The organism is Cupriavidus sp. OV096 (assembly GCF_900115455.1).
GTDB lineage: Bacteria > Pseudomonadota > Gammaproteobacteria > Burkholderiales > Burkholderiaceae > Cupriavidus.
Window position 1 is genome coordinate 37,899 of record NZ_FOWM01000016.1, and the last position, 18,837, is coordinate 56,735.

General features: G+C 67.8%; 17 protein-coding genes. 5 read left to right on the forward strand and 12 right to left on the reverse strand.

Features of this window, described 5'->3' with window-relative positions; translation table 11 throughout:
• Nucleotides 1-11: 11 nt before the first annotated feature.
• Together BM115_RS24865 and BM115_RS24870 are read right to left on the reverse strand one after the other, a co-directional pair.
• The gene (locus tag BM115_RS24865) at nt 12-860 is read right to left on the reverse strand and encodes a TauD/TfdA dioxygenase family protein (RefSeq protein ID WP_092300858.1); all 849 of its coding nucleotides are present in this window, start codon (nt 858-860) and stop codon (nt 12-14) included.
• Between the two features lie 11 nt (nt 861-871).
• On the reverse strand, nt 872-1,852 hold the full coding sequence (locus BM115_RS24870; RefSeq protein WP_092300861.1) for a quinone oxidoreductase family protein: 981 nt from the start codon (nt 1,850-1,852) through the stop codon (nt 872-874).
• A 181-nt stretch (nt 1,853-2,033) separates the two neighbouring features.
• Here BM115_RS24870 and BM115_RS24875 point away from each other — a divergent pair, with 181 nt between their 5' ends.
• Nucleotides 2,034-3,098: an AraC family transcriptional regulator gene (locus BM115_RS24875; RefSeq protein ID WP_218158059.1), complete on the forward strand. Its 1,065-nt coding sequence runs from the start codon at nt 2,034-2,036 to the stop codon at nt 3,096-3,098.
• Here BM115_RS24875 and BM115_RS24880 read toward each other — a convergent pair.
• Both BM115_RS24880 and ppk2 read right to left on the reverse strand, forming a co-directional pair.
• A complete protein-coding gene (locus BM115_RS24880) occupies nt 3,056-4,666 on the reverse strand; it encodes a SulP family inorganic anion transporter (RefSeq protein WP_092300867.1) in 1,611 nt (536 codons plus the stop codon). The genes BM115_RS24875 and BM115_RS24880 overlap by 43 nt on opposite strands.
• Nucleotides 4,667-4,779: 113 nt before the next feature.
• Complete coding sequence (gene ppk2, locus BM115_RS24885) at nt 4,780-5,547, reverse strand: polyphosphate kinase 2 (protein ID WP_255370979.1); 768 nt, start codon at nt 5,545-5,547, stop codon at nt 4,780-4,782.
• Between the two features lie 290 nt (nt 5,548-5,837).
• Here ppk2 and BM115_RS24890 point away from each other — a divergent pair, with 290 nt between their 5' ends.
• The 4 genes from BM115_RS24890 to BM115_RS24905 all read left to right on the forward strand — a co-directional run bounded on the left by BM115_RS24890 (nt 5,838) and on the right by BM115_RS24905 (nt 10,591).
• On the forward strand, nt 5,838-6,092 hold the full coding sequence (locus BM115_RS24890) for an RNA recognition motif domain-containing protein (protein ID WP_092300873.1): 255 nt from the start codon (nt 5,838-5,840) through the stop codon (nt 6,090-6,092).
• A 132-nt stretch (nt 6,093-6,224) separates the two neighbouring features.
• Nucleotides 6,225-6,986, forward strand: a complete 762-nt coding sequence (locus tag BM115_RS24895) for a metalloprotease LoiP (RefSeq protein WP_092300876.1) — start codon at nt 6,225-6,227, stop codon at nt 6,984-6,986.
• 271 nt (nt 6,987-7,257) lie between these two features.
• Complete coding sequence (gene aspT / locus BM115_RS24900; protein ID WP_092300879.1) at nt 7,258-8,943, forward strand: aspartate-alanine antiporter; 1,686 nt, start codon at nt 7,258-7,260, stop codon at nt 8,941-8,943.
• A 19-nt stretch (nt 8,944-8,962) separates the two neighbouring features.
• On the forward strand, nt 8,963-10,591 hold the full coding sequence (locus BM115_RS24905; protein ID WP_092300882.1) for a bifunctional aspartate transaminase/aspartate 4-decarboxylase: 1,629 nt from the start codon (nt 8,963-8,965) through the stop codon (nt 10,589-10,591).
• 97 nt (nt 10,592-10,688) lie between these two features.
• Here BM115_RS24905 and BM115_RS24910 read toward each other — a convergent pair whose 3' ends face one another.
• The 8 genes from BM115_RS24910 to hutU all read right to left on the reverse strand — a co-directional run bounded on the left by BM115_RS24910 (nt 10,689) and on the right by hutU (nt 18,821).
• On the reverse strand, nt 10,689-11,063 hold the full coding sequence (locus BM115_RS24910) for a hypothetical protein (protein WP_092300885.1): 375 nt from the start codon (nt 11,061-11,063) through the stop codon (nt 10,689-10,691).
• A gap of 10 nt (nt 11,064-11,073) precedes the next feature.
• Nucleotides 11,074-12,081, reverse strand: a complete 1,008-nt coding sequence (locus BM115_RS24915; RefSeq protein WP_092300888.1) for a M35 family metalloendopeptidase — start codon at nt 12,079-12,081, stop codon at nt 11,074-11,076.
• The gene (locus BM115_RS27180) at nt 12,078-12,785 is read right to left on the reverse strand and encodes a hypothetical protein (RefSeq protein WP_143093938.1); all 708 of its coding nucleotides are present in this window, start codon (nt 12,783-12,785) and stop codon (nt 12,078-12,080) included. The genes BM115_RS24915 and BM115_RS27180 overlap by 4 nt, the downstream gene beginning before the upstream one ends.
• A 207-nt stretch (nt 12,786-12,992) precedes the next feature.
• Complete coding sequence (gene hutG / locus BM115_RS24925) at nt 12,993-13,808, reverse strand: N-formylglutamate deformylase (RefSeq protein ID WP_092300894.1); 816 nt, start codon at nt 13,806-13,808, stop codon at nt 12,993-12,995.
• 27 nt (nt 13,809-13,835) lie between these two features.
• Nucleotides 13,836-15,242: a formimidoylglutamate deiminase gene (locus tag BM115_RS24930; RefSeq protein WP_092300897.1), complete on the reverse strand. Its 1,407-nt coding sequence runs from the start codon at nt 15,240-15,242 to the stop codon at nt 13,836-13,838.
• The gene (gene hutI, locus BM115_RS24935; protein ID WP_092300900.1) at nt 15,239-16,492 is read right to left on the reverse strand and encodes an imidazolonepropionase; all 1,254 of its coding nucleotides are present in this window, start codon (nt 16,490-16,492) and stop codon (nt 15,239-15,241) included. Before hutI ends, BM115_RS24930 begins: the two co-directional genes overlap by 4 nt.
• A complete protein-coding gene (locus tag BM115_RS24940; protein WP_177220009.1) occupies nt 16,489-17,094 on the reverse strand; it encodes a HutD/Ves family protein in 606 nt (201 codons plus the stop codon). Before BM115_RS24940 ends, hutI begins: the two co-directional genes overlap by 4 nt.
• A 32-nt stretch (nt 17,095-17,126) precedes the next feature.
• Complete coding sequence (gene hutU / locus BM115_RS24945) at nt 17,127-18,821, reverse strand: urocanate hydratase (protein WP_092300903.1); 1,695 nt, start codon at nt 18,819-18,821, stop codon at nt 17,127-17,129.
• Between the last annotated feature and the right edge of the window lie 16 nt (nt 18,822-18,837).

Sequence of the window (18,837 nt, forward strand, 5' to 3'; positions counted from 1 at the left end):
CTCGCGGTCAGTCAGTAAGGCACGTCACCGACGATGCCGGCGCGCTCCATCTTGCGCACGGTAGGCGCGTAGTCCTGCACGGCGTAGTGCTGCGTGCAGCGGTTGTCCCAGATCGCCACGCTGTTGCGCGTCCAGCGCCAGCGCACCTGGAACTCGGGAACCTCGGCCTGCGCGCACAGGTATTGCAGCAGGTCGCCCGAGCCGGGCATGAAGTCCTTGCCGAAGCGGACGGTGTCGCCCCGGTGGTAGTTGGCGAAGTGCGAGGTGAAGGCGTTGACGAACAGCACGGGCTCGCTGGTTTCCGGGTGGATGCGCACCACCGGGTGCTCCACCATCGGGAACTGGGCCGCCAGGGCGGCGCGCTTCTCCGGCGGCATATTGGCGCCGAAGGTGTGCTCGATGCTGTGCTTGGCGCGCAGGCCGTGAATGCGGATCTTGATGTCGTCCGGCAGCCGGCGGTACGCCTCGGCCATGTTCACCCAGATCGTGTCGCCGCCCACGGGCGGGGTTTCCACGCAGCGCAGCACGCAGCCCATCGGCGGCGCGGCGCGCCAGGTGGCGTCGCAGTGGAACGAGTTCTCGTAGTGCTCCACCTTGCTGTCGGGCGACTTGTAGATGCGCACCAGGCCGGGGTGCTCCGGGTCGCTGCCGACCACCGGGTGGTCCTCCAGCTCGCCAAAGCGGCGCGCAAAGGCCACGTGCTCGGCCCGGGTGATGTCCTGGTCGCGCAGGAACAGCACCTTGTGCTGGAGCAGCGCCGACTTGATCTCGGCAAACAGGCCGGCATCGCGCGACGCCTCGCCCAGGTTGACGCCGGACAGTTCGGCGCCGATATGGCAGGTCAGGGGTTCCACTCGCATGGCAGTCTCCTTCAAATCACGAAAATCGACGAACCGGTCGTGCGGCGCGACTCGAGGTCGCGGTGCGCCTGCACGGCATCTTCGAGGGCATAGGTCTGGTGGATCTCGATGCCGATGCGGCCGGCGCCGACGTGGTCGAACAGTTCGCCCGCCAGCTCCGCCTTCTCGGCTGGATCGGCGATGTAGTCGGCCAGCGCCGGGCGCGTGACGAACAGCGAGCCCTTCATCGCCAGCAGCACCGGGTCGAACGGCGGGATCGGGCCGGAAGCCGTGCCGACGCAGACCAGCGTGCCGCGCCGACGCAGCGAGTCCAGCGAGGACATGAAGGTGGTCTTGCCGACGCTGTCGAACACCACGTCCACGCCCTGCCCGTCGGTCAGCTCGCGTACGCGCTGGGCCACATCCTCATGGCTGTAGTTGATGGTGTAGTCGCAGCCATGGGCGGCGGCGATGGCGGCCTTGGCATCGGTGGACACCGTGCCGATCACCGTCAGCCCGAGCAGCTTGGCCCACTGCGAGACGATCAAGCCCACGCCGCCAGCGGCTGCGTGCAGCAGGATGGTGTTGCCCGGCCGGAACGCGTGGATGCGGCGCATCAGGTAGGCGGCGGTCAGGCCGCGCATGGTCATCGCGGCGGCGGTCTCGAAGCCGATCGACTCGGGCAGCCGGATCAGCGGCGCCGCCGGCATGATGCGCTCGCTGCTGTACGCGCCGAGCGTGTTCAGGAAGCCGGTGTAGGTCACGCGGTCGCCCACGGCGACGTTGCGCACGCCCTCGCCCACGGCCTGGATCACGCCAGCCGCTTCCACGCCCATGCCGGACGGCAGCGGCACCGGATACGTGCCGTTGCGGAAGTAGGTATCGGCGTAGTTCAGGCCGACAGCCACGTGCCGGATGCGGACCTGGCCCGGGCCGGGATCGCCCACTTCCACCTCTTCCAGCCGCAGTACCTCGGGGCCACCCGTTTCCATCATGCGTACGATTCTTGCCATGCCAACTCTCCTGTCAGGCGGAGCGGCACACCTTGCGCCGCGTTGAGCCCAATGTAGGCCCGGGGGGTCGCGGCACGCGTGACAATTCCTTCCATCGACTTTGCAATTCGCGCCACCCGCGCCTATCATCGGCGCACGGATGCCCGGGATCACACCGGACACTCAGCCAGGGGGAGACGGCTTGGATACACGGATACGCGCCGCGGCGCTTACCAATTTCTTCGAAGTGGCGGAGGCGCGCGGGCTCAATGTGCAGCCCCTGCTGCGCCAGGCCGGCCTCAAGCGCACCCTGCTGGCCGATCCGGACTTCCGTGTGCCGATGGCCGCCTGCGTGACGCTGCTCGAGGACGCGGCGGCAGCCAGCGGCTGCGACAACTTCGCGCTGCGCATGGCCGAGTCGCGCCAGCTGGCGGACTTCGGCGTCATCAGCCTGCTGATCGCCCACCAGCCCAACCTGCGCGCGGCGCTGGCCACCATCATCCGCTACCGCCATCTGGTCAACGAATCCGTGGCGATGCTGCTCGAAGACGCCGGCAGCTCGGTCATCATCCGCGTGGAAGTGGTGGGCGAGGCGCCCTCGCGCCAGGCCGGCGAACTGGCGATGGGCGTGGTCTTCCGCCTCTGCAACGCGCTGCTTGGCGCACGCTGGCAGCCGCTGCGCGTGTGCTTCACGCACCCGGCGCCTGCCGACGAGAGCGTGCACCGGCGACTGTTCCGCTGCGGGCTGGCCTTCAACGACGAGTACAACGGCATCGTCTGCCGCGCCGTCGACCTCGACGTGCCGAATCCGGGCGCCGATCCGGCCATGGCGCGCCACGCCCAGCGCGTGGTGGAGGCGCTGCCCCGGCCCGCCGCGCCGACCGTCGCCCATGAGGTACGCGGCGCCATCGCCCTGCTGTTGCCGATGGGCCGCGCCACCGGTGCTTCCGTCGCCCAAGGGCTCGGCATGAGCCTGCGCACGCTGCAGCGCGCGCTCGGCGACGAAGGCGCGAGCTTCCACGACATCCTGCACGCGGTGCGGCGCGAGCAGGCCCCGCGCCATGTGGAGAACCCCCGGGTGCCGCTGGCGCAGGTGGCGGTGCTGCTCGGCTACGGCTCACCGAGCACGTTCACGCGCTGGTTCACGGGGGAGTTCGGCATGGCGCCCTCGGCATGGCGCGCGCAGGCCGCCACGCGGGTGCCGGGGCCGCCTGACGAGACGGCTTACGACGACGAAGCCGCCGGCGACGAAGTTTCCGGCGACTGAAACCGGACCAGCGCCTGTTCGAGCGTGGCGAACATCCGGTGCGCGCCCAGCGCGTCGGCCAGCGCGGCGCGGCGCACCATCGCCAGCACCTCGGGGTTCAGCCCGGCCAGCCACAGCGACACGCCCTGCTCCCCCAGCCCGCGCTCGGCCTCGATCAGCATCTTGAGCGCCGTGTATTCGAGATCGATCACACCGGAAAGGTCGAGCAGCACCACGCGCGGCATATCCTCCGTCACGTGCTGGCGCATGCGCTGACCCAGCCGCCGCGCATTGGCGAAGAACACGCGCCCTTCGGGCCGCAGGATCAGCAGCCCGGCGAAGACCTCGTCACCGGCATGCTCCGGCGAGAGCGGCCGGAACACATTGGTGCCGCGCTTGCGGGCCAGCACGTACAGCGGCGGGTCGGCCGCCTGGTAGGCCAGCGCCAGCAGCGACACGATGATCGCCACGAGAATGCCCTGCAGCGTGCCCAGCCCCACCACGCCAGCCATGGCGACGAGCGCCCACACGAACTCCATGCGCCGAATCTTGCGGATGGCGCGGAACTCGGCCGGATCGATCAGCCCGATCGAATAGACGATAACCACGGCGGCCAGCGTGGCATTGGGCATCAGGCCGATCACCGGCGCCAGCAGCAGCATGGTGCCGAGCGCGGCGCCGGCCGTGACCAGCGCGGCGAGTTGCGAGCGTGCCCCGGCGCGCTGGTTCACAGCGGTCTGGCTGGTGCCGCCACCGGCCACCATCGCCCCGAGCAGGGCACCGCCGGCATTGGCGAGCCCCGTGGCCAGCAGTTCGCGGTTCGGCTGCGGCGGCGGCTCGCGCTCGTGCGCAAAAGCCCGGCCAGCGGCGATGGTCTCGGTGAAGCTCATCAGCGCGATGCCGAGCGCGGACGGCCACAGCGTGGCCACCATCGACAGGTCCGGCAGCATCACCGCCGGCAGCCCCGTGGGCACCCGCCCGACGATCTCCACGCCGCGCGCCGGCAGGTCCAGCAGCGCCACGGCCGCCACGCCGAGCGCCACCGCAATCAGCGGCGCCGGCGCCCGGGGCAGGCGCCAGACCATGAACGCCAGCAGGGCGAGGGTGACGAGCGCAATCGCCAACGTCGGCATCGACGCATGCGGCGCGCCCTGCACGATCGCCCACACGTTGTGCGGGAACGACCCCTTGGCGAAATGGATGCCGAGCAGCTTGGGAATCTGGTCGACCACAATGACGATGCCGATGCCGGCCTTGAAGCCCACCAACACCGGCTCCGAGATGAAGTCCGCGACGAAGCCGAGCCGCAGCGCGCACGCGGCCCCCAGCACCAGCCCCACCAGCAGGGCCAGCGTGGCCGAGGCCACCAGCAGGTTTGCCGAAGGATCGGCGGCAGCCACCTGCGCCAGCGCCGCGCCGGCCAGGATCGCCAGCGTGGTAGTGGTGCTCACGCTGAGCAGCCGCGAGGTGCCGAGCAGCGCGTAGATCGCCATCGGCACGCAGGCCGTGTACAGACCCACCTGCACCGGCAGCCCGGCGATGGTGGCGTAGGCGAGCGACTTCGGAATGACCACGGCCGCCGCAGCCATTCGCGGCGATAGCCGGCCAGCCAGGCCGGCATCCACCCGTGCAGCGCTCCATCGGCTTTCATGCGCGCCCTCCGCGTGCCAGCGCCCTGGCGGCGCCGGTATCGTCAATATCGTCAGTACCGCGTGGCGATATGGCGGAACGGGTGGTCCGACTCGCGGTAGCCGCCGCGCTTCTGGCGCTCGGGCAGCTTGGGCGGCTTGCGCGCCGGCGCCTGGTACGGAATCCGATCCAGCAGGTCGCTGATGATGTTCAGGCGCGCGCGCCGCTTGTCGTTCGAATCGGCCACGTACCAGGGCGTGTCGGGGGTGTCCGTGGCGGCGAACATGGCGTCGCGCGCACGCGAATAGTCGTACCAGCGGCTGTAGGACTTCAGGTCCATGCCGGTCAGCTTCCAGGTTTTGCGGCCATCATGGATGCGCGCCTGGAGCCGCCGGGTCTGCTCGGCCTGGCTCACTTCGAGCCAGTACTTGATCAGGATCACGCCGGAGGCGACGATGGCGCGCTCCACCAGCGGCACTGAGCGCAGGAAGCTCTCCACGTCGTCCGGCGTGCAGAAACCCATCACGCGCTCCACGCCGGCGCGGTTGTACCAGCTGCGGTCGAAGATGACGATCTCGCCGGCGGCCGGCAGGTGCGGCAGGTAGCGCTGCACGTACATCTGGCTCTTCTCGCGGTCGGTCGGGGCGGGCAGTGCCACCACGCGGAAGATGCGCGGGCTCACGCGCTCGGTCAGCGCCTTGATCGTGCCGCCCTTGCCGGCGCCGTCGCGCCCCTCGAAGACGATGCAGATCTTGCTGCCGCTCTGCACCACCCATTGCTGGAGCTTGACCAGCTCCACATGGAGTTCGCGCAGCGCCGCGAGATAGTCCTTGTTCGACATGCGCGCGCCCGCCTCCGGCGGCGGCGGCGGCGGCGGCGGAGACGGGTACGAGTCCTCCGGCGCGCGGTCCTTGCCCTTCTTCGATGACTTGCTCATGCGCGGCCCTCCTCTGGCAGGGGAGAAACAGGGAGCGTTCCGCTTACAGTGTGGTGGCTTTGCCGGGCGGAGGCAAAGGGAAACAGATTGGCCTTTGGGCCCGCCCCGGTTGCCGCGCGCGGCGCGTGGGGCTAAGGTTCGATTGCGGGCACCGCCGACCCGCCATTCACCCGGTTCCGCCAGGAGGCGCGATCATGGCCCTATTCATGCTGACCAACGTACCGGACGGCACCACCGACGAGGAACTACTCGCCTTCCTCGGCAAGTACGGCATTCCGGCGCCGGACGAGATCGAGCATATCGAGGGCGACGGCTCGCGCCCCTCGGTCATGCTGACCTTCCACGCAGTGGATGCGGACGCGCTCCAGCTGCTGCGCCCGCGCATCCACGACATGTACTGGAAGAACAAGCGGCTGTCCGTGATGGTGCTGCACGAGCGGTTTACCTGAGCCACCCGCCGTCAGCCATGTCGGACGAACTCCACTAGCCAGCCCCCCGCCGGCTTGCCTATCCTTTCCCTGCGCCGCATCCCCCGTGGATGTTGTCTGCATGCCATGACATTTGACGACTCAGGGAAGACTATGAACCGCTTCACCGCCCCCGCCGCATCGGCCAGCGCGGCCCTTGGCTGCGCGCTGCTGCTCGCCGGCTGCGCCGGTGCCGACATGAACAGCCTGACGCAGGCCGGCGGCAGCCTGTTCACCGCCGCCACGCTCTCCGACATGAGCGTCAAGCAACTCTCCGACCAGTCCTGCGCCGAGATGGACAAGAAGAACACGCTCGCCCCGGCCGACAGCCCCTACACCAAGCGGCTGGCCACGGTCATGAGTGGCCTGCAGAACACCGGCCTGCCGCTGGACGCCAAGGTCTACGTGACCAAGGACGTCAACGCCTGGGCCATGGCCAACGGCTGCGTGCGCGTCTACAGCGGGCTGATGGACATGATGAGCGACGACGAGGTCCGCGGCGTGCTCGGCCACGAGGTCGGCCACGTGGCGCTCGGCCACACCAAGTCGGCCATGCAGGTGGCCTACACCACCGCCGCCGCGCGCGGGCTGCTCGGCGCCACCGGCAACGCCACGCTGACCGCGCTGTCCTCGTCGCAACTGGCCGCCATCGGCGAGCAGTTCGTCAACGCGCAGTTCTCCCAGCGCCAGGAAAGCGCCGCCGACGACTACTCGTTCGACCTGCTGACCAGGAATGGCGCTAACCGCCAGGCGCTGGTCACCGCGTTCCAGAAGATGGCCACGCTCGATGGCGGCCAGTCCAGCATGCTCAGCTCGCACCCGGGCTCGGCCCAGCGCGCCCAGCATATCCAGGAGCGGCTTGCCAGCGGCAAGTAATGATTTGCGACGCCGGCGCCACCCCCGGCGCGGCGTCCGATTCGTCACATTCCTCCAATGCGTTTAATACGCATCCAAAACAATTCAGTACGGGCTGAATAACGCCACGCGGATAATCCTTCACGTCTGCCGCCCCCGGCAGGCGTCCGACGAGGAGCCCCCGCCGCGCCATGGATTTCACCCGCCCTCCCAGTTCGCCTCCCGCTGCGTCACACACCCCCTGCCGTTCCCCGTCAAAACTTTGACCCTGTGTCGCGTTTCAGGAGGTCCCATGGATTGGTTGCACACCATCTTCCAGAAGTCACCCGAGTCGGCGCTGTTCCTGTCGCTGGCGGTCGGGTACGCCATCGGCAAGATCACGTTCGGCAAGTTCCAGCTGGGTGGCGTGGCCGGCTCATTGCTGGCGGCCGTGATCATCAGCCAGGTGGGCGTGGAGATCGACAACGGCGTGAAGGCCGTGATGTTCGCGGTCTTCATCTACGCGGTGGGCTATGAAAGCGGCCCGCAGTTCTTCAACTCGCTGAACCGCAGTTCGCTGCGCGAGATCGCCATGGCGGTGTTCATGGCCGTGGCGGGGCTGGTCACGGTGGTGGTGCTGGCCAAGATCTTCCACCTCGACAAGGGCATCGCGGCGGGGCTGGCGGCGGGCGGCATGACCCAGTCGGCCATCATCGGCACGGCCGGGGACGCCATCACCAAGCTCGGCCTGCCGCCGGACCAGGTGAAGATCATGCAGGCCAACGTCGCCATCGGCTACGCGGTGACCTATGTGTTCGGCTCGCTCGGCGCGATCATCGTCTGCGTGAACATCCTGCCCCGCTTCATGGGCAGCGACCTGAAGACTGACTCGAAGAAGGTGGAGGCGTCCATGCACGGCGGCCTGCCGCAGTTCGGGCCGGGCCAGGCCGGCGCGCTGCCCCGGCTGGTGGGCCGGCTGTTCCGCGTGGGCGGGGCGGCGGGCAAGACCGTGGCCCAGATCGAGATGGGCGGCGAGGACCTCGTCACGGTGGAGAAAATCCAGCGCGGCGGCAAGGCGCTCGAGTTCAAGCAGGACACGGTGCTGAACGAGGGCGACGTCGTGCTGCTGGTGGGCCGTCGCGACGCCATGGTGCCCACGGCGCTCCAGATCGGCGAGGAAATTGCCGATGCGGAAGGCATGGGCATGGTCATGCAGACCCGCCGCGCGGTGTTCACGGCCACCGGCATGAACAACAAGCCGCTGGGCGAGATCGTGGCCGGCGTGGAGCGCGAGATGCGGCACGGCGTGTACCTGGAACGCATCGAGCGCTACGACCACGCGCTGCCGATCCTGCCCGACCTGAAGCTCCAGCACGGCGACATCATCACCTTCTACGGCACCCCGGCGGACACCAGGCGCGCCGCCGAGCGCGCCGGCTACGAGCTGGTGCCGAGCGAGAAGACCGATTTCGTCTACTTCGGCACCGGCGTGCTGGTGGGCCTGCTGATCGGCCTGCTGGTAGTGCGCATCGGCGATATCCCGCTTACGCTGGGCTCGGGCGGCGGCGCGCTGCTGTCCGGCCTGGTGTTCGGCTGGGCGCGGTCCAAGCATCCGATGTACGGCGCCATGCCGACGGCCGCGTGCCAGCTGCTGAAGGACTTCGGCCTGGCCGCCTTCGTGGCCATCGTCGGCATCAACTCGGGCCTGCAGGCCGTGCACACGCTGCGCGACAGTGGCGTGACCATCTTCCTGCTCGGCGCCGTGGTCACCCTGCTGCCGCTGTTCCTGACCATGCTGTTCGGCCGCTACGTGCTGCGCTACGACAACGCCGCGCTGCTGGCCGGCGCGCTGTCTGGCTCGCGCAGCGCCAACCCCGCCTTCGGCGGCATCCTCGACAAGGCGGAAAGCCCGGTGCCCACCGTGCCGTTCGCCATCACCTACGCGCTGGCCAACGTGCTGCTGACCCTGCTGGGTCCGCTCGTGGTCGGACTGGTCTGATTTCCTGAAGGAGCGATTGATGAGCAAACCGGATCTTGCAAAACTCTCCAGCCTGTCGCCGTTCGAACTCAAGGACGAACTGATCCAGCTGGCCAGCGGCGACGCCAACCGCCTGATGCTCAACGCCGGGCGCGGCAATCCGAACTTCCTGGCCACCGTGCCACGCCATGGCTTCTGGCAGCTTGGGCTGTTCGCGATGCGCGAGTCGGAGCGGTCGTTCTCGTACATGCCCGAGGGCGTGGGCGGCTTTCCGCGGCGGGATGGCATCGAGGAGCGTTTCGACCTCTTCGCCCGGGAATTCGAGAACGTGCCCGGCGTGAAGTTTCTGGCCGGCGCGGTGTCCTACGTGCGCGACCAGCTCGGCCTGAACGCCGGGGATTTCCTGTACGAGATGTGCGAAGGCATCCTGGCCTGCAACTACCCGGTGCCGGACCGCATGCTGAAGCTGTCCGAGGTCGTCGTCGGCCAGTACATCCGCAAGGAGATGATCGGCGACCATCCGTTCATCGGCGAGTTCGACCTGTTCGCGGTGGAAGGCGGCACGGCCGCCATGACCTACCTGTTCAACTCGTTCCGCGAGAACCACCTGATCAAGGCCGGCGACACCATCGCGCTGGGCATGCCGATCTTCACGCCCTATATCGAGATCCCCGAGCTGAACGACTACCAGCTCGTGGAGCTGATGGTCGATGCCGACCCGAAGGCGGGCTGGCAGTACTCCAAGCAGGAGTTGGACAAGCTGCGCGACCCCAAGGTCAAGGCCTTCTTCCTGGTCAACCCGAGCAACCCGCCGTCCGTGCGGATGAGCGACGAGAGCCTGGAGTACCTGGCCTCCATCGTCGAATCCCGCCCGGACCTGATCATCCTCACCGATGACGTGTACGGCACGTTTGCCGATAACTTCGTCTCGCTGTTCGCGCTCTGCCCGCGCAACACCATCCTGGTGTACTCGTTCTCGAAGTATTTCGGCGCCACAGGCTGGCGGCTGGGCGTGATTGCCACGCACCGCGAGAACATCTTCGACGAGCAGCTGGCCAAGCTGCCGGAGGCGCAGCGCAAGGCACTGCACAAGCGCTACAACTCCATCACCACCACGCCGGACCAGCTCAAGTTCATCGACCGCATCGTGGCGGACAGCCGTACCGTGGCCCTGAACCACACGGCAGGACTCTCCACGCCGCAGCAGGTGCAGATGGTGCTGTTCTCGCTGTTCTCGCTGATGGACACGCCGGACGCCTACAAGCAGGCGATGAAGCGGCTGATCCGCAACCGCAAGGCCGCCCTGTTCCGCGAGATCGGCATCGCGCCGGAGAACGCGGACGACCCGAATGCGGTGGATTACTACACCCTGCTCGACATCGAGCAACTGGGCGGCAAGGCCATCGGGCCGGAGTTCGTGAAGTGGGTGCTGGGCTCGGCCGAGCCGGTGGAACTGCTGTTCCGCCTGGCCGAAGAAGCCGGCGTGGTCCTGCTGCCGGGCCGGGGCTTCGGCACGCAGCATCCGTCCGGCCGGGTGTCGCTGGCGAACCTGAACGAGTCCGACTACGTGAAGATCGGCCGCTCGATCCGGAAACTGTTCGAGGAATATGTCGAACGGTACAACGAGGCGACCGGCAACAAGGCCGATGCGAAGGTGACGAAGAAGTAAGCGGCGGGGCAGGTTGAACCGCCTGCCCTCTCCCCCGCCCCTCTCCCGAAGGGCGAGGGGAGAAAACCGTCGGCATTCAAGCGCCGCTGGCGCCCAATTACTCGCGCAGCGCTCCGCAGCATCGATTCGGGCACCCCGGCCCAAATTCGATGGCGACAGAGGAATCGGTGGCGCCGCTGTAGTCCCGCCCTGTCGGATTCAGGCGCACCGTCGCCCCGCCGTAGACGATGGTCTTCGGCTCCTCGCCCATGCTGACAAGGAAATCCTTTATCCAGTCGGCGCGCCGCTCCGCAATGGCCTCGGATGCTCCCCGTTCCTTTACATAGCTCACCAGGATGAACAGATCGCGTTTTGGGTAGCTGCGCTGCAGCTCCGCAACCCAGGCACCTAGCCTGCCAGCCTCCGCACCGGCTAACTGATCGGCCTCGGTGGAAAACCTCGCGTTGAACTGCTCGCCCGGCTTGCATGCCATTGCGATGGCGCTACCGCATACCAACGCCAAAGCTATCAGGGATCGGGCCATGTACGACAACATACCCCGCCACGTTGTCTGCGTTCGTGATGCATGCGGGATGCCTGGCGCGCGCAAGCGCGATGGCATTCCAGAGGAAATAGTGATGATCCTCCGTATCCATGGTGTCGTGGAAATGTGAGACCTCATGTGCCAAGGTGAGGAGTTGAGAGTCTTTGCAGTCATGGTCATCCGGCATCTCGCAGAAATTCAATGCTATGGCAATCGTATGGGTCTTGACGTCCGGTTTGCAAACAGCCGCAACGACGCCGCGCTTTTCTGCGTCCGGCTTGGAAACACAGCCAACAAACTCAAGCGCCGAAGGCGAGTACCGTACGAAATTGGCCGGCCGCAAGCGCCTGAATACGGCCAGCATCCGGCCCAACCCACTGCTCAGCGTCTCGCGTGTCCGGCTATCCGTAACGCCAAACCACGTTTGAACATTGCGTCTGGCTTCGGCATCCCAGCGGCGCAATTCCGCCAGTCGTGCCTCGGTGCGAGCCACGAGAATCGCGCATAGATCCATCGCGAGCGCGGCGAAGGCGTCATTGGTCATGTTCGGGCAGATCAGCGTGGGATGATCTGCCAGCGCCGTCGCGGTGTCCCTATGGCTGGCTTTGTGACGGCTTGCATCTACCCATTGCGAAGGAGACAGGACCGTCGGCGCGGTAGCACCAGTATTCCCGCTGACCACCTCAGTGGACATCGTGCGTTGCGAGGCAAAAACACGCGGCTTCTCCTTGCATTGACAGAAGACCCGGGCGCCCTCGACGAGCACGGCTTTTCCGTTCTCGTACCATCGCGGGTCGCAGTCGTTATAGACGGGACCGCCAGCCTTGCAGGCGGGGCAGCTCGCATAGTCTCCTTCCAACGCAATGCGCTTCCCCATATTGGTCGACGTGCTGCTGGCGGACTGATAACCGCCTGTTCCAGTCTTGTCACCTTCCCCGATCAAGTAACGCGTATCGGCCGATGTCATGATGGGCACGCCTCCTCATTCTGGGCGTCGAAGAACACGCCGATGGGGACGAAATGCCATGCGCCGGCTTCCGGATCATAAATCGCGCACTGGTTCGCCTTGTGCGACAGATCCACGGTGCCTTCCATGCAAGCAATGGCGCGCCCGACGGCCCGCGCCCTTGCCGGGTGAGGCAGGCTCAGGAACGGCGCGTGGGATTCCGCGTGCGCGAAGAGTCCTGCAGCGTCTCGAAGGCTTTGATATCCCTTGAGGTCATGATCCGTGAGGTTGATATCGACGGCACTGACGTTGTGGGAATCAATGTCCCAGGATTGTTCCGCCGAGAGCGTCACGATACTGCCCGCACGCCGTCTGACGAGTCGCCCGTCGTGAGCCCCGAAACCGCAATGAAGGGAAATATGGAGTTTGCCGCCGTTGGTGTGGATCAGTTCGCGCGGGTCGAAACGAGCGGCGTGCACGACGTGATACGGCTCGCCGGGTTGCGAGATGTATGCCGCAGACAGATAGGCATCGAACGGCGACAGAAAAACCGTCAGGGCATTGCCAGGACGCCCATGATAGGTCTCGTCGATGGCCTCGCAGGAGGCCCGGACGAAGTCCGGTTGAGCGCGCTGCGGGCAGTACGTGACGAGCACGTAGAGAGGTGGATCCGTATGCAGGATGTGCCCGCATGGCCTTGCATTCGGCGCGTCGTTTTGCTTCACCTTACGTCTCCCTTCCTGGCAAAAGCCAAAAGGCTGACGCAATGCGATCACCAACGTCTATAGCAATTCTCTTGAATGCGACGCGATCAATGAAATCGCTCGGGGCCACTTCCTAATTGCAATGGGAATGCAATTGTCCCCGAGCAATAGCGGCCTGAGTCAGGCGCCCTTCCCCCAACAGCGGAAGAGGGTCAGCGCCTCAAACCCTCAGCGCGCTTCCACAAACCCCAGCACCGTCTCCAGCATCTGCCGGATGGCCGGCTGGATGGCGCCGGCCTTCGACGGGTCGTAGGCGAACGGGTAGACCTCTTCCATGTACGACGACTGCGTCAGCTCGAGCTGGATCGCGTGCACGCCGTTGGCCGGGTTGCCGTACTGGCGCGTGATGTAGCCGCCCTTGAAGCGGCCATTGAGCACGGCGGTGTGCGCCGGCACCGCGCTGGCAATCGCCAGCACATCGTCCGCCAGGCCCTTGTCGCAGCTCGCGCCATCCGCCGAACCGAGGTTGAAGTCGGTCAGCTTGCCGTCGAAGAAGCGCGGCAGCACCGAGCGGATCGAGTGGGCGTCCCACAGCGCGATGGTGCCGTGCTCGGCCTTCAGGCGCTTCAGTTCTTCCTGCAGGGCGGCGTGGTACGGATGCCAGATCGCGTCGCGGCGCTGGGCGATCTCGGCGTCGTCCGGGCCCTTCGATCCATCGGCGTAGACCGGCGTCTTGTCGAAGGTGTCGACCGGGCACAGGCCCGTGGTGTCCTGGCCGGGGTACAGGTTCGCGTTGTCCGGCGGGCGGTTCAGGTCCACCACGTAGCGCGAATGGGTGGCCATCAGCACGGAGGCGCCCAGCTCGCGCGCGAATTCATAGAGCCGGTCCATGTGCCAGTCGGTATCGGGCACGGTGCGCGCCTCGGCCGTGAGGCGGGCGGCCAGCGGCGCGGGCAGGTACGTGCCGACGTGCGGCATCGACACCAGCAGCGGGCGCGTGCCGCGATGCAGGGTGAAAGCGGGGGTATCGGTGGTGAAGGACATCGTGATGTAGGGGGCTGCTTCAGGAGATCAGTCGGCCAGCAGGCCGGCGCGCGTGGCGGCGAACAACCGGGCCGCTTCCGTTTGTTGCGGATGCGAACCCTGCTGCACCCGGCGGATGCCGGCGGTGCGGACTTCCGCTAGTGTCTCATGCCCGTGGCTGGCGAACACGTGGGTCGCCAGCGCGCGCGGGCCGTCCAGCCCCGCCAGCGTGGCGTGGGCGCCGTCCAGCACGAGGAAATCGGCCTGCTGGCCCACCGCCAGCCCGGCCACGTTACGCGCCGCCGCGCGGGCGCCGCCGGCCACGGCTTCGAGCCAGAGCCGGTCCGCCACCTGGGCATGCTGCGCCGAAGCCAGCACATTGCGCCGTTGCAGGCCCAGCCGCTGGCCGTATTCGAAGGTTCGTAGTTCTTCAGCCACACTCACGCTCGCGTGGCTGTCCGAGCCGATGCCCCACGCGCCCTGCTGGGCGAGGTAGGGCGCGGCATCGAACACGCCATCGCCCAGGTTGGCCTCGGTGGTCGGGCAGATGCCGGCCACCGCGCCGCTGTGGGCCAGCCGCCGGCGCTCGTCCCAATCCATATGCGTGGCGTGGATCAGGCACCAGCGCGCATCGACGGGCGCGTGATCGAGCAGCCACTCCACCGGCCGCACGCCGCACCACGCGAGGCAGTCATCGACCTCCTTCTGTTGTTCGGCGATATGGATGTGCACCGGCGCGGTGGCGTCCATCGCATGCAGCCCGGCCACGGCGCGCGCCAGGCTCTCCGGCGGCACCGCGCGCAGCGAGTGCGGCGCCAGCCCGAGCCGCGCGCCGTGCTCGGCGCAGGCCGGGGCGAGGTCGGCGAGCAGCGCCAGCATGGCATCGGTGTCGTGCAGGAAGCGCCGCTGGTCCGCCTGCGCCGGCTTGCCGCCGAAACCGGCGGTCTGGTACAGCACCGGCAGCAGCGTCATGCCGATGCCGGCCCGGTGCGCCGCGCGCAGCAGCCGCAGCGACATCTCGGCGGGCGTGGCGTACGGCTGGCCCTCCGGATCATGATGGACGTAATGGAATTCGCAGACGCTGGTATAGCCGGCGCGCAGCATCTCTATATAGAGCTGGGTGGCGATGGCCTCCAGCGCGTCCGGCGAGAGCCGCAGCGCGAAGCGGTACATCAGCGTGCGCCAGCTCCAGAACGAGTCGCCGCCGGCCGGGTCTTCGTCCGCCGTGATGCTGCGGTACTCGGTCAGCCCGGCAAAGCCGCGCTGGAATGCGTGCGAGTGGAGGTTGGGCATGCCCGGCAGCACCGGGCCCGCCGCGTGTTCGTCCCCCGGGGCGGCGGTGGCGTCGGGCGTGACCTCGGTCAGCCTGCCCTGCGCGTCCCAGCCCAGGCGGACGTTGCGCGCCCAGCCTTCGGGCAGCAGGGCGGACGGTGCGAAGAGATGGCCCGCGCTCATGGCGTGCCCCCCACGCTAGCCCCAGTCGGATAGATACGTCCCTGCCGCACCACTGCCGCGCAGGGATTGCGGCCGAACCAGTAGGCCAGCTCGGCCGGCGTGGCCACCTGCCACAGCACGAAGTCCGCCGCTCGCCCGGCGGCGAGCGTGCCATGCCGGTCCGCCGCGCCCAGCGCGTGCGCCGCGTGGGTGGTCACCCCGGCCAGCACCTCGGGCACGGTCATGCGGAACAGCGTGCAGGCCATGTTCATCATCAGCAGCAGCGAGGTGGTCGGCGAGGTGCCCGGGTTATGGTCGGTCGCCAGCGCAATCCGCACGCCGTGCTCGCGCAGCAGCGCCAGCGGCGGCAGGTGGGTGTCGCGCAGGAAGTAGTAGGCGCCCGGCAGCAGCACGGCCACGGTGCCGGCGGCGGCCATGGCGCGTACGCCGGCCTCGTCCAGATGTTCGAGATGGTCGGCGGACAGCGCGTGGAAGCTCGCCGCCAGCGCCGCGCCGCCGAGGTTGCTGAGTTGCTCGGCATGGAGCTTGACGGGCAGGCCGTGCCGCGTGGCGGCCTCGAACACGCGGGTGGTCTGCGCGGGCGAGAAGCCGATGCCCTCGCAGAATGCGTCCACGGCATCGACCAGCCCTTCCCCGGCCAGCGCCGGCAGCATGGTGTCGCAGACCAGATCGATATAGTCGTCCGCCCGGCCCACGTACTCGGGTGGCAGCGCGTGCGCACCCAGGAAGGTGGTGTGGACGGTGACGCCGAAGGCCGTGCCGAGCCGGCGCGCCACGCGCAACTGCTTGCGCTCGGCGTCCAGCGAGAGTCCATAGCCGGACTTGATTTCGATGGCGGTCACGCCTTCGGCCAGCAGCGGCTGCAGCCGCGCCGCGGCCTGGGCGAACAGCGTGTCCTCGTCGGCCTCGCGCGTGGCGCGCACCGTGGAGACGATGCCGCCACCGGCCCGGGCAATCTCCTCGTAGCTGGCGCCGGCCAGCCGCATCGCGAACTCGTCGGCGCGCTGGCCGCCATAGACCAGATGGGTATGGCAATCGACCAGACCGGGGGTGATCCAGGCGCCCCCGGCGTCGTGGCGCGGCAGGTGGAGATAACTGTCCGGCAGCGCCGCGTGCGCGCCGATCCAGACGATGCGGCCATCGGCCACGACGATAGCGCCATCGCGGAGCGCCGTGTCCTGCCCGGGCTCGGGCAGCAGGTGGCAGTGGTGCCAGACGCCATCGGCAGACGGCGCGTGGGAAATCGTCATTGAGCAGGCTCCATTTGCAGCAACACGCGCAGGCACAGCGCGGAGATTTCGGCCGGTACCAACGCCAGCCGGCCCGGCGCAGCGCCTGCCGACACCAGCAGGCCCTCGCCATCCCGTAGCGTCAGGCCATCGGCACCGCGCCATTCGCCCCGGATCACGAACACCATCACGGCGTCGTTGCCGGTTTCCACGTCGAACGGCTGGCGCTGCAGGGTCACGTCGGCGTGGCACACCCCGCGCCGGGACATCACGTTGAAGTCGCGCGTCGGGCCCTCCACCAGCGTGGCGTGCACGGCCGTGTCGCCGGCAAACCCGAACGGCTCGCCGATGGCCGTGAGCCGGTGGCAGAACGAGTCGTCGTGGGCCTGCAGATGCACGCCGGCGCCGTCCAGCAGCGCGATCTGGCGGTCAATGCCGGGGAAGGCCGAGAACGGCCCGTCGGCGACGATGTCCGCCACGCTTACGCGCCACGCGAAGGCGTCCATGCCCGCGCCCGGCGGCCACACGGCGATCTCGCGCGTGGTACCGCCGCCGTTCTTCCACGGCGTGGGGGCGATGGCGTCGAGGGCAAACCGCACCACACCCGGCTCCAGTTCCTTCATGCTCGCTTCCAACCTTTCAAGCGTTCAACCCTTCAACCCTTCACCATCGGCAGGTCCAGGCCCTTCTCCTGGGCGCAGGCGATGGCGCTCTCGTAACCGGCATCGGCATGGCGCATGACGCCCGTGGCCGGATCATTCCAGAGTACACGTTCGATGCGCTTCGCGGCAGCGTCGGTGCCATCGCAGACGATGACGACCCCGGCATGCTGCGAGAAGCCCATGCCCACGCCGCCGCCATGGTGCAGGCTGACCCAGGTGGCGCCGCCGGCGGTATTCAGCAGTGCGTTGAGCAGCGGCCAGTCTGACACGGCATCGGAACCGTCGCGCATGGCCTCGGTCTCCCGGTTCGGCGAGGCCACCGAGCCGCAGTCGAGGTGATCGCGCCCAATCACGATGGGCGCCTTGAGTTCGCCCGACTTCACCATCTCGTTGAACGCCAGCCCGGCGCGGTGGCGCTCGTCCAGCCCCACCCAGCAGATCCGCGACGGCAGGCCCTGGAAGGCAATGCGGTCACGCGCCATGTCCAGCCAGCGGTGCAGGTGCTTGTCCTCGGGGAACAGCTCCTTCATCTTGGCGTCGGTCTTGTAGATGTCTTCCGGGTCGCCCGAGAGCGCCACCCAGCGGAACGGCCCCTTGCCGCGGCAGAACAGCGGGCGGATATACGCCGGCACGAAGCCCGGGAAATCGAACGCGTTCTTCACGCCTTCGTCGAACGCTACCTGGCGGATGTTGTTGCCGTAGTCCAGCGTCGGCACGCCCATCGCCTTGAAGGCCAGCATCGCCTTCACATGCTTGACGATGGACGCGCGCGCGGCGGCTTCCACCGCCTTCGGGTCGCGCTGGCGCAGGTCTTCCCACTGCGCCACGGTCCAGCCCTCGGGCAGGTAGCCGTTGACGAGGTCATGGGCCGAGGTCTGGTCAGTGACGATGTCCGGCCGCATGCCGCCGGCCTGGGCGCGACGCGCCAGCTCCGGCACGATCTCGGCGGCGTTGCCGAGCAGGCCGACCGAGATGGCCTCCTTCTTCGCGGTGGCGTCGGCGATCATGGCCAGCGCCTCGTCCAGCGTAGTGGCCTTCTTGTCCACATAGCGCGTGCGCAGCCGGAAGTCGATGCGCGATTCCTCGCACTCGATGGCCAGCACGCAGGCTCCGGCCAGCACCCCGGCCAGCGGCTGCGCGCCGCCCATGCCGCCCAGCCCGGCCGTCAGGATCCATTTGCCGGCGAGGTCGCCGCCGAAGTGCTGGTTGCCGGCCTCGACAAAGGTCTCGAAGGTGCCCTGCACGATGCCCTGCGTGCCGATATAGATCCACGAGCCGGCCGTCATCTGGCCGTACATCATCAGTCCGGCGCGGTCCAGCTCGTTGAACTTGTCCCAGTTGGCCCAGTGCGGCACGAGGTTGGAGTTGGCGATCAGCACGCGCGGCGCGTCCGGGTGCGTGCGGAAAATGCCCACCGGCTTGCCCGACTGCACCAGCAGCGATTCGTCCTCGCCCAGGCGGCGCAGGCTGTCCAGGATGGCGTCGAAGCATTCCCAGTTGCGCGCGGCCTTGCCGATGCCGCCGTAGACCACCAGGTCCTGCGGGCGCTCGGCCACATCGGGGTCGAGGTTGTTCTGGATCATCCGGTAGGCAGCTTCGATCAGCCAGTTCTTGCAATGCAACTGGCTGCCGTGCGGCGCGCGGATCTCGCGCTGGCCGCGCTGGAATTGGTGTTCGTTAGCGTTCATGGTCGGGGGGCTCCGT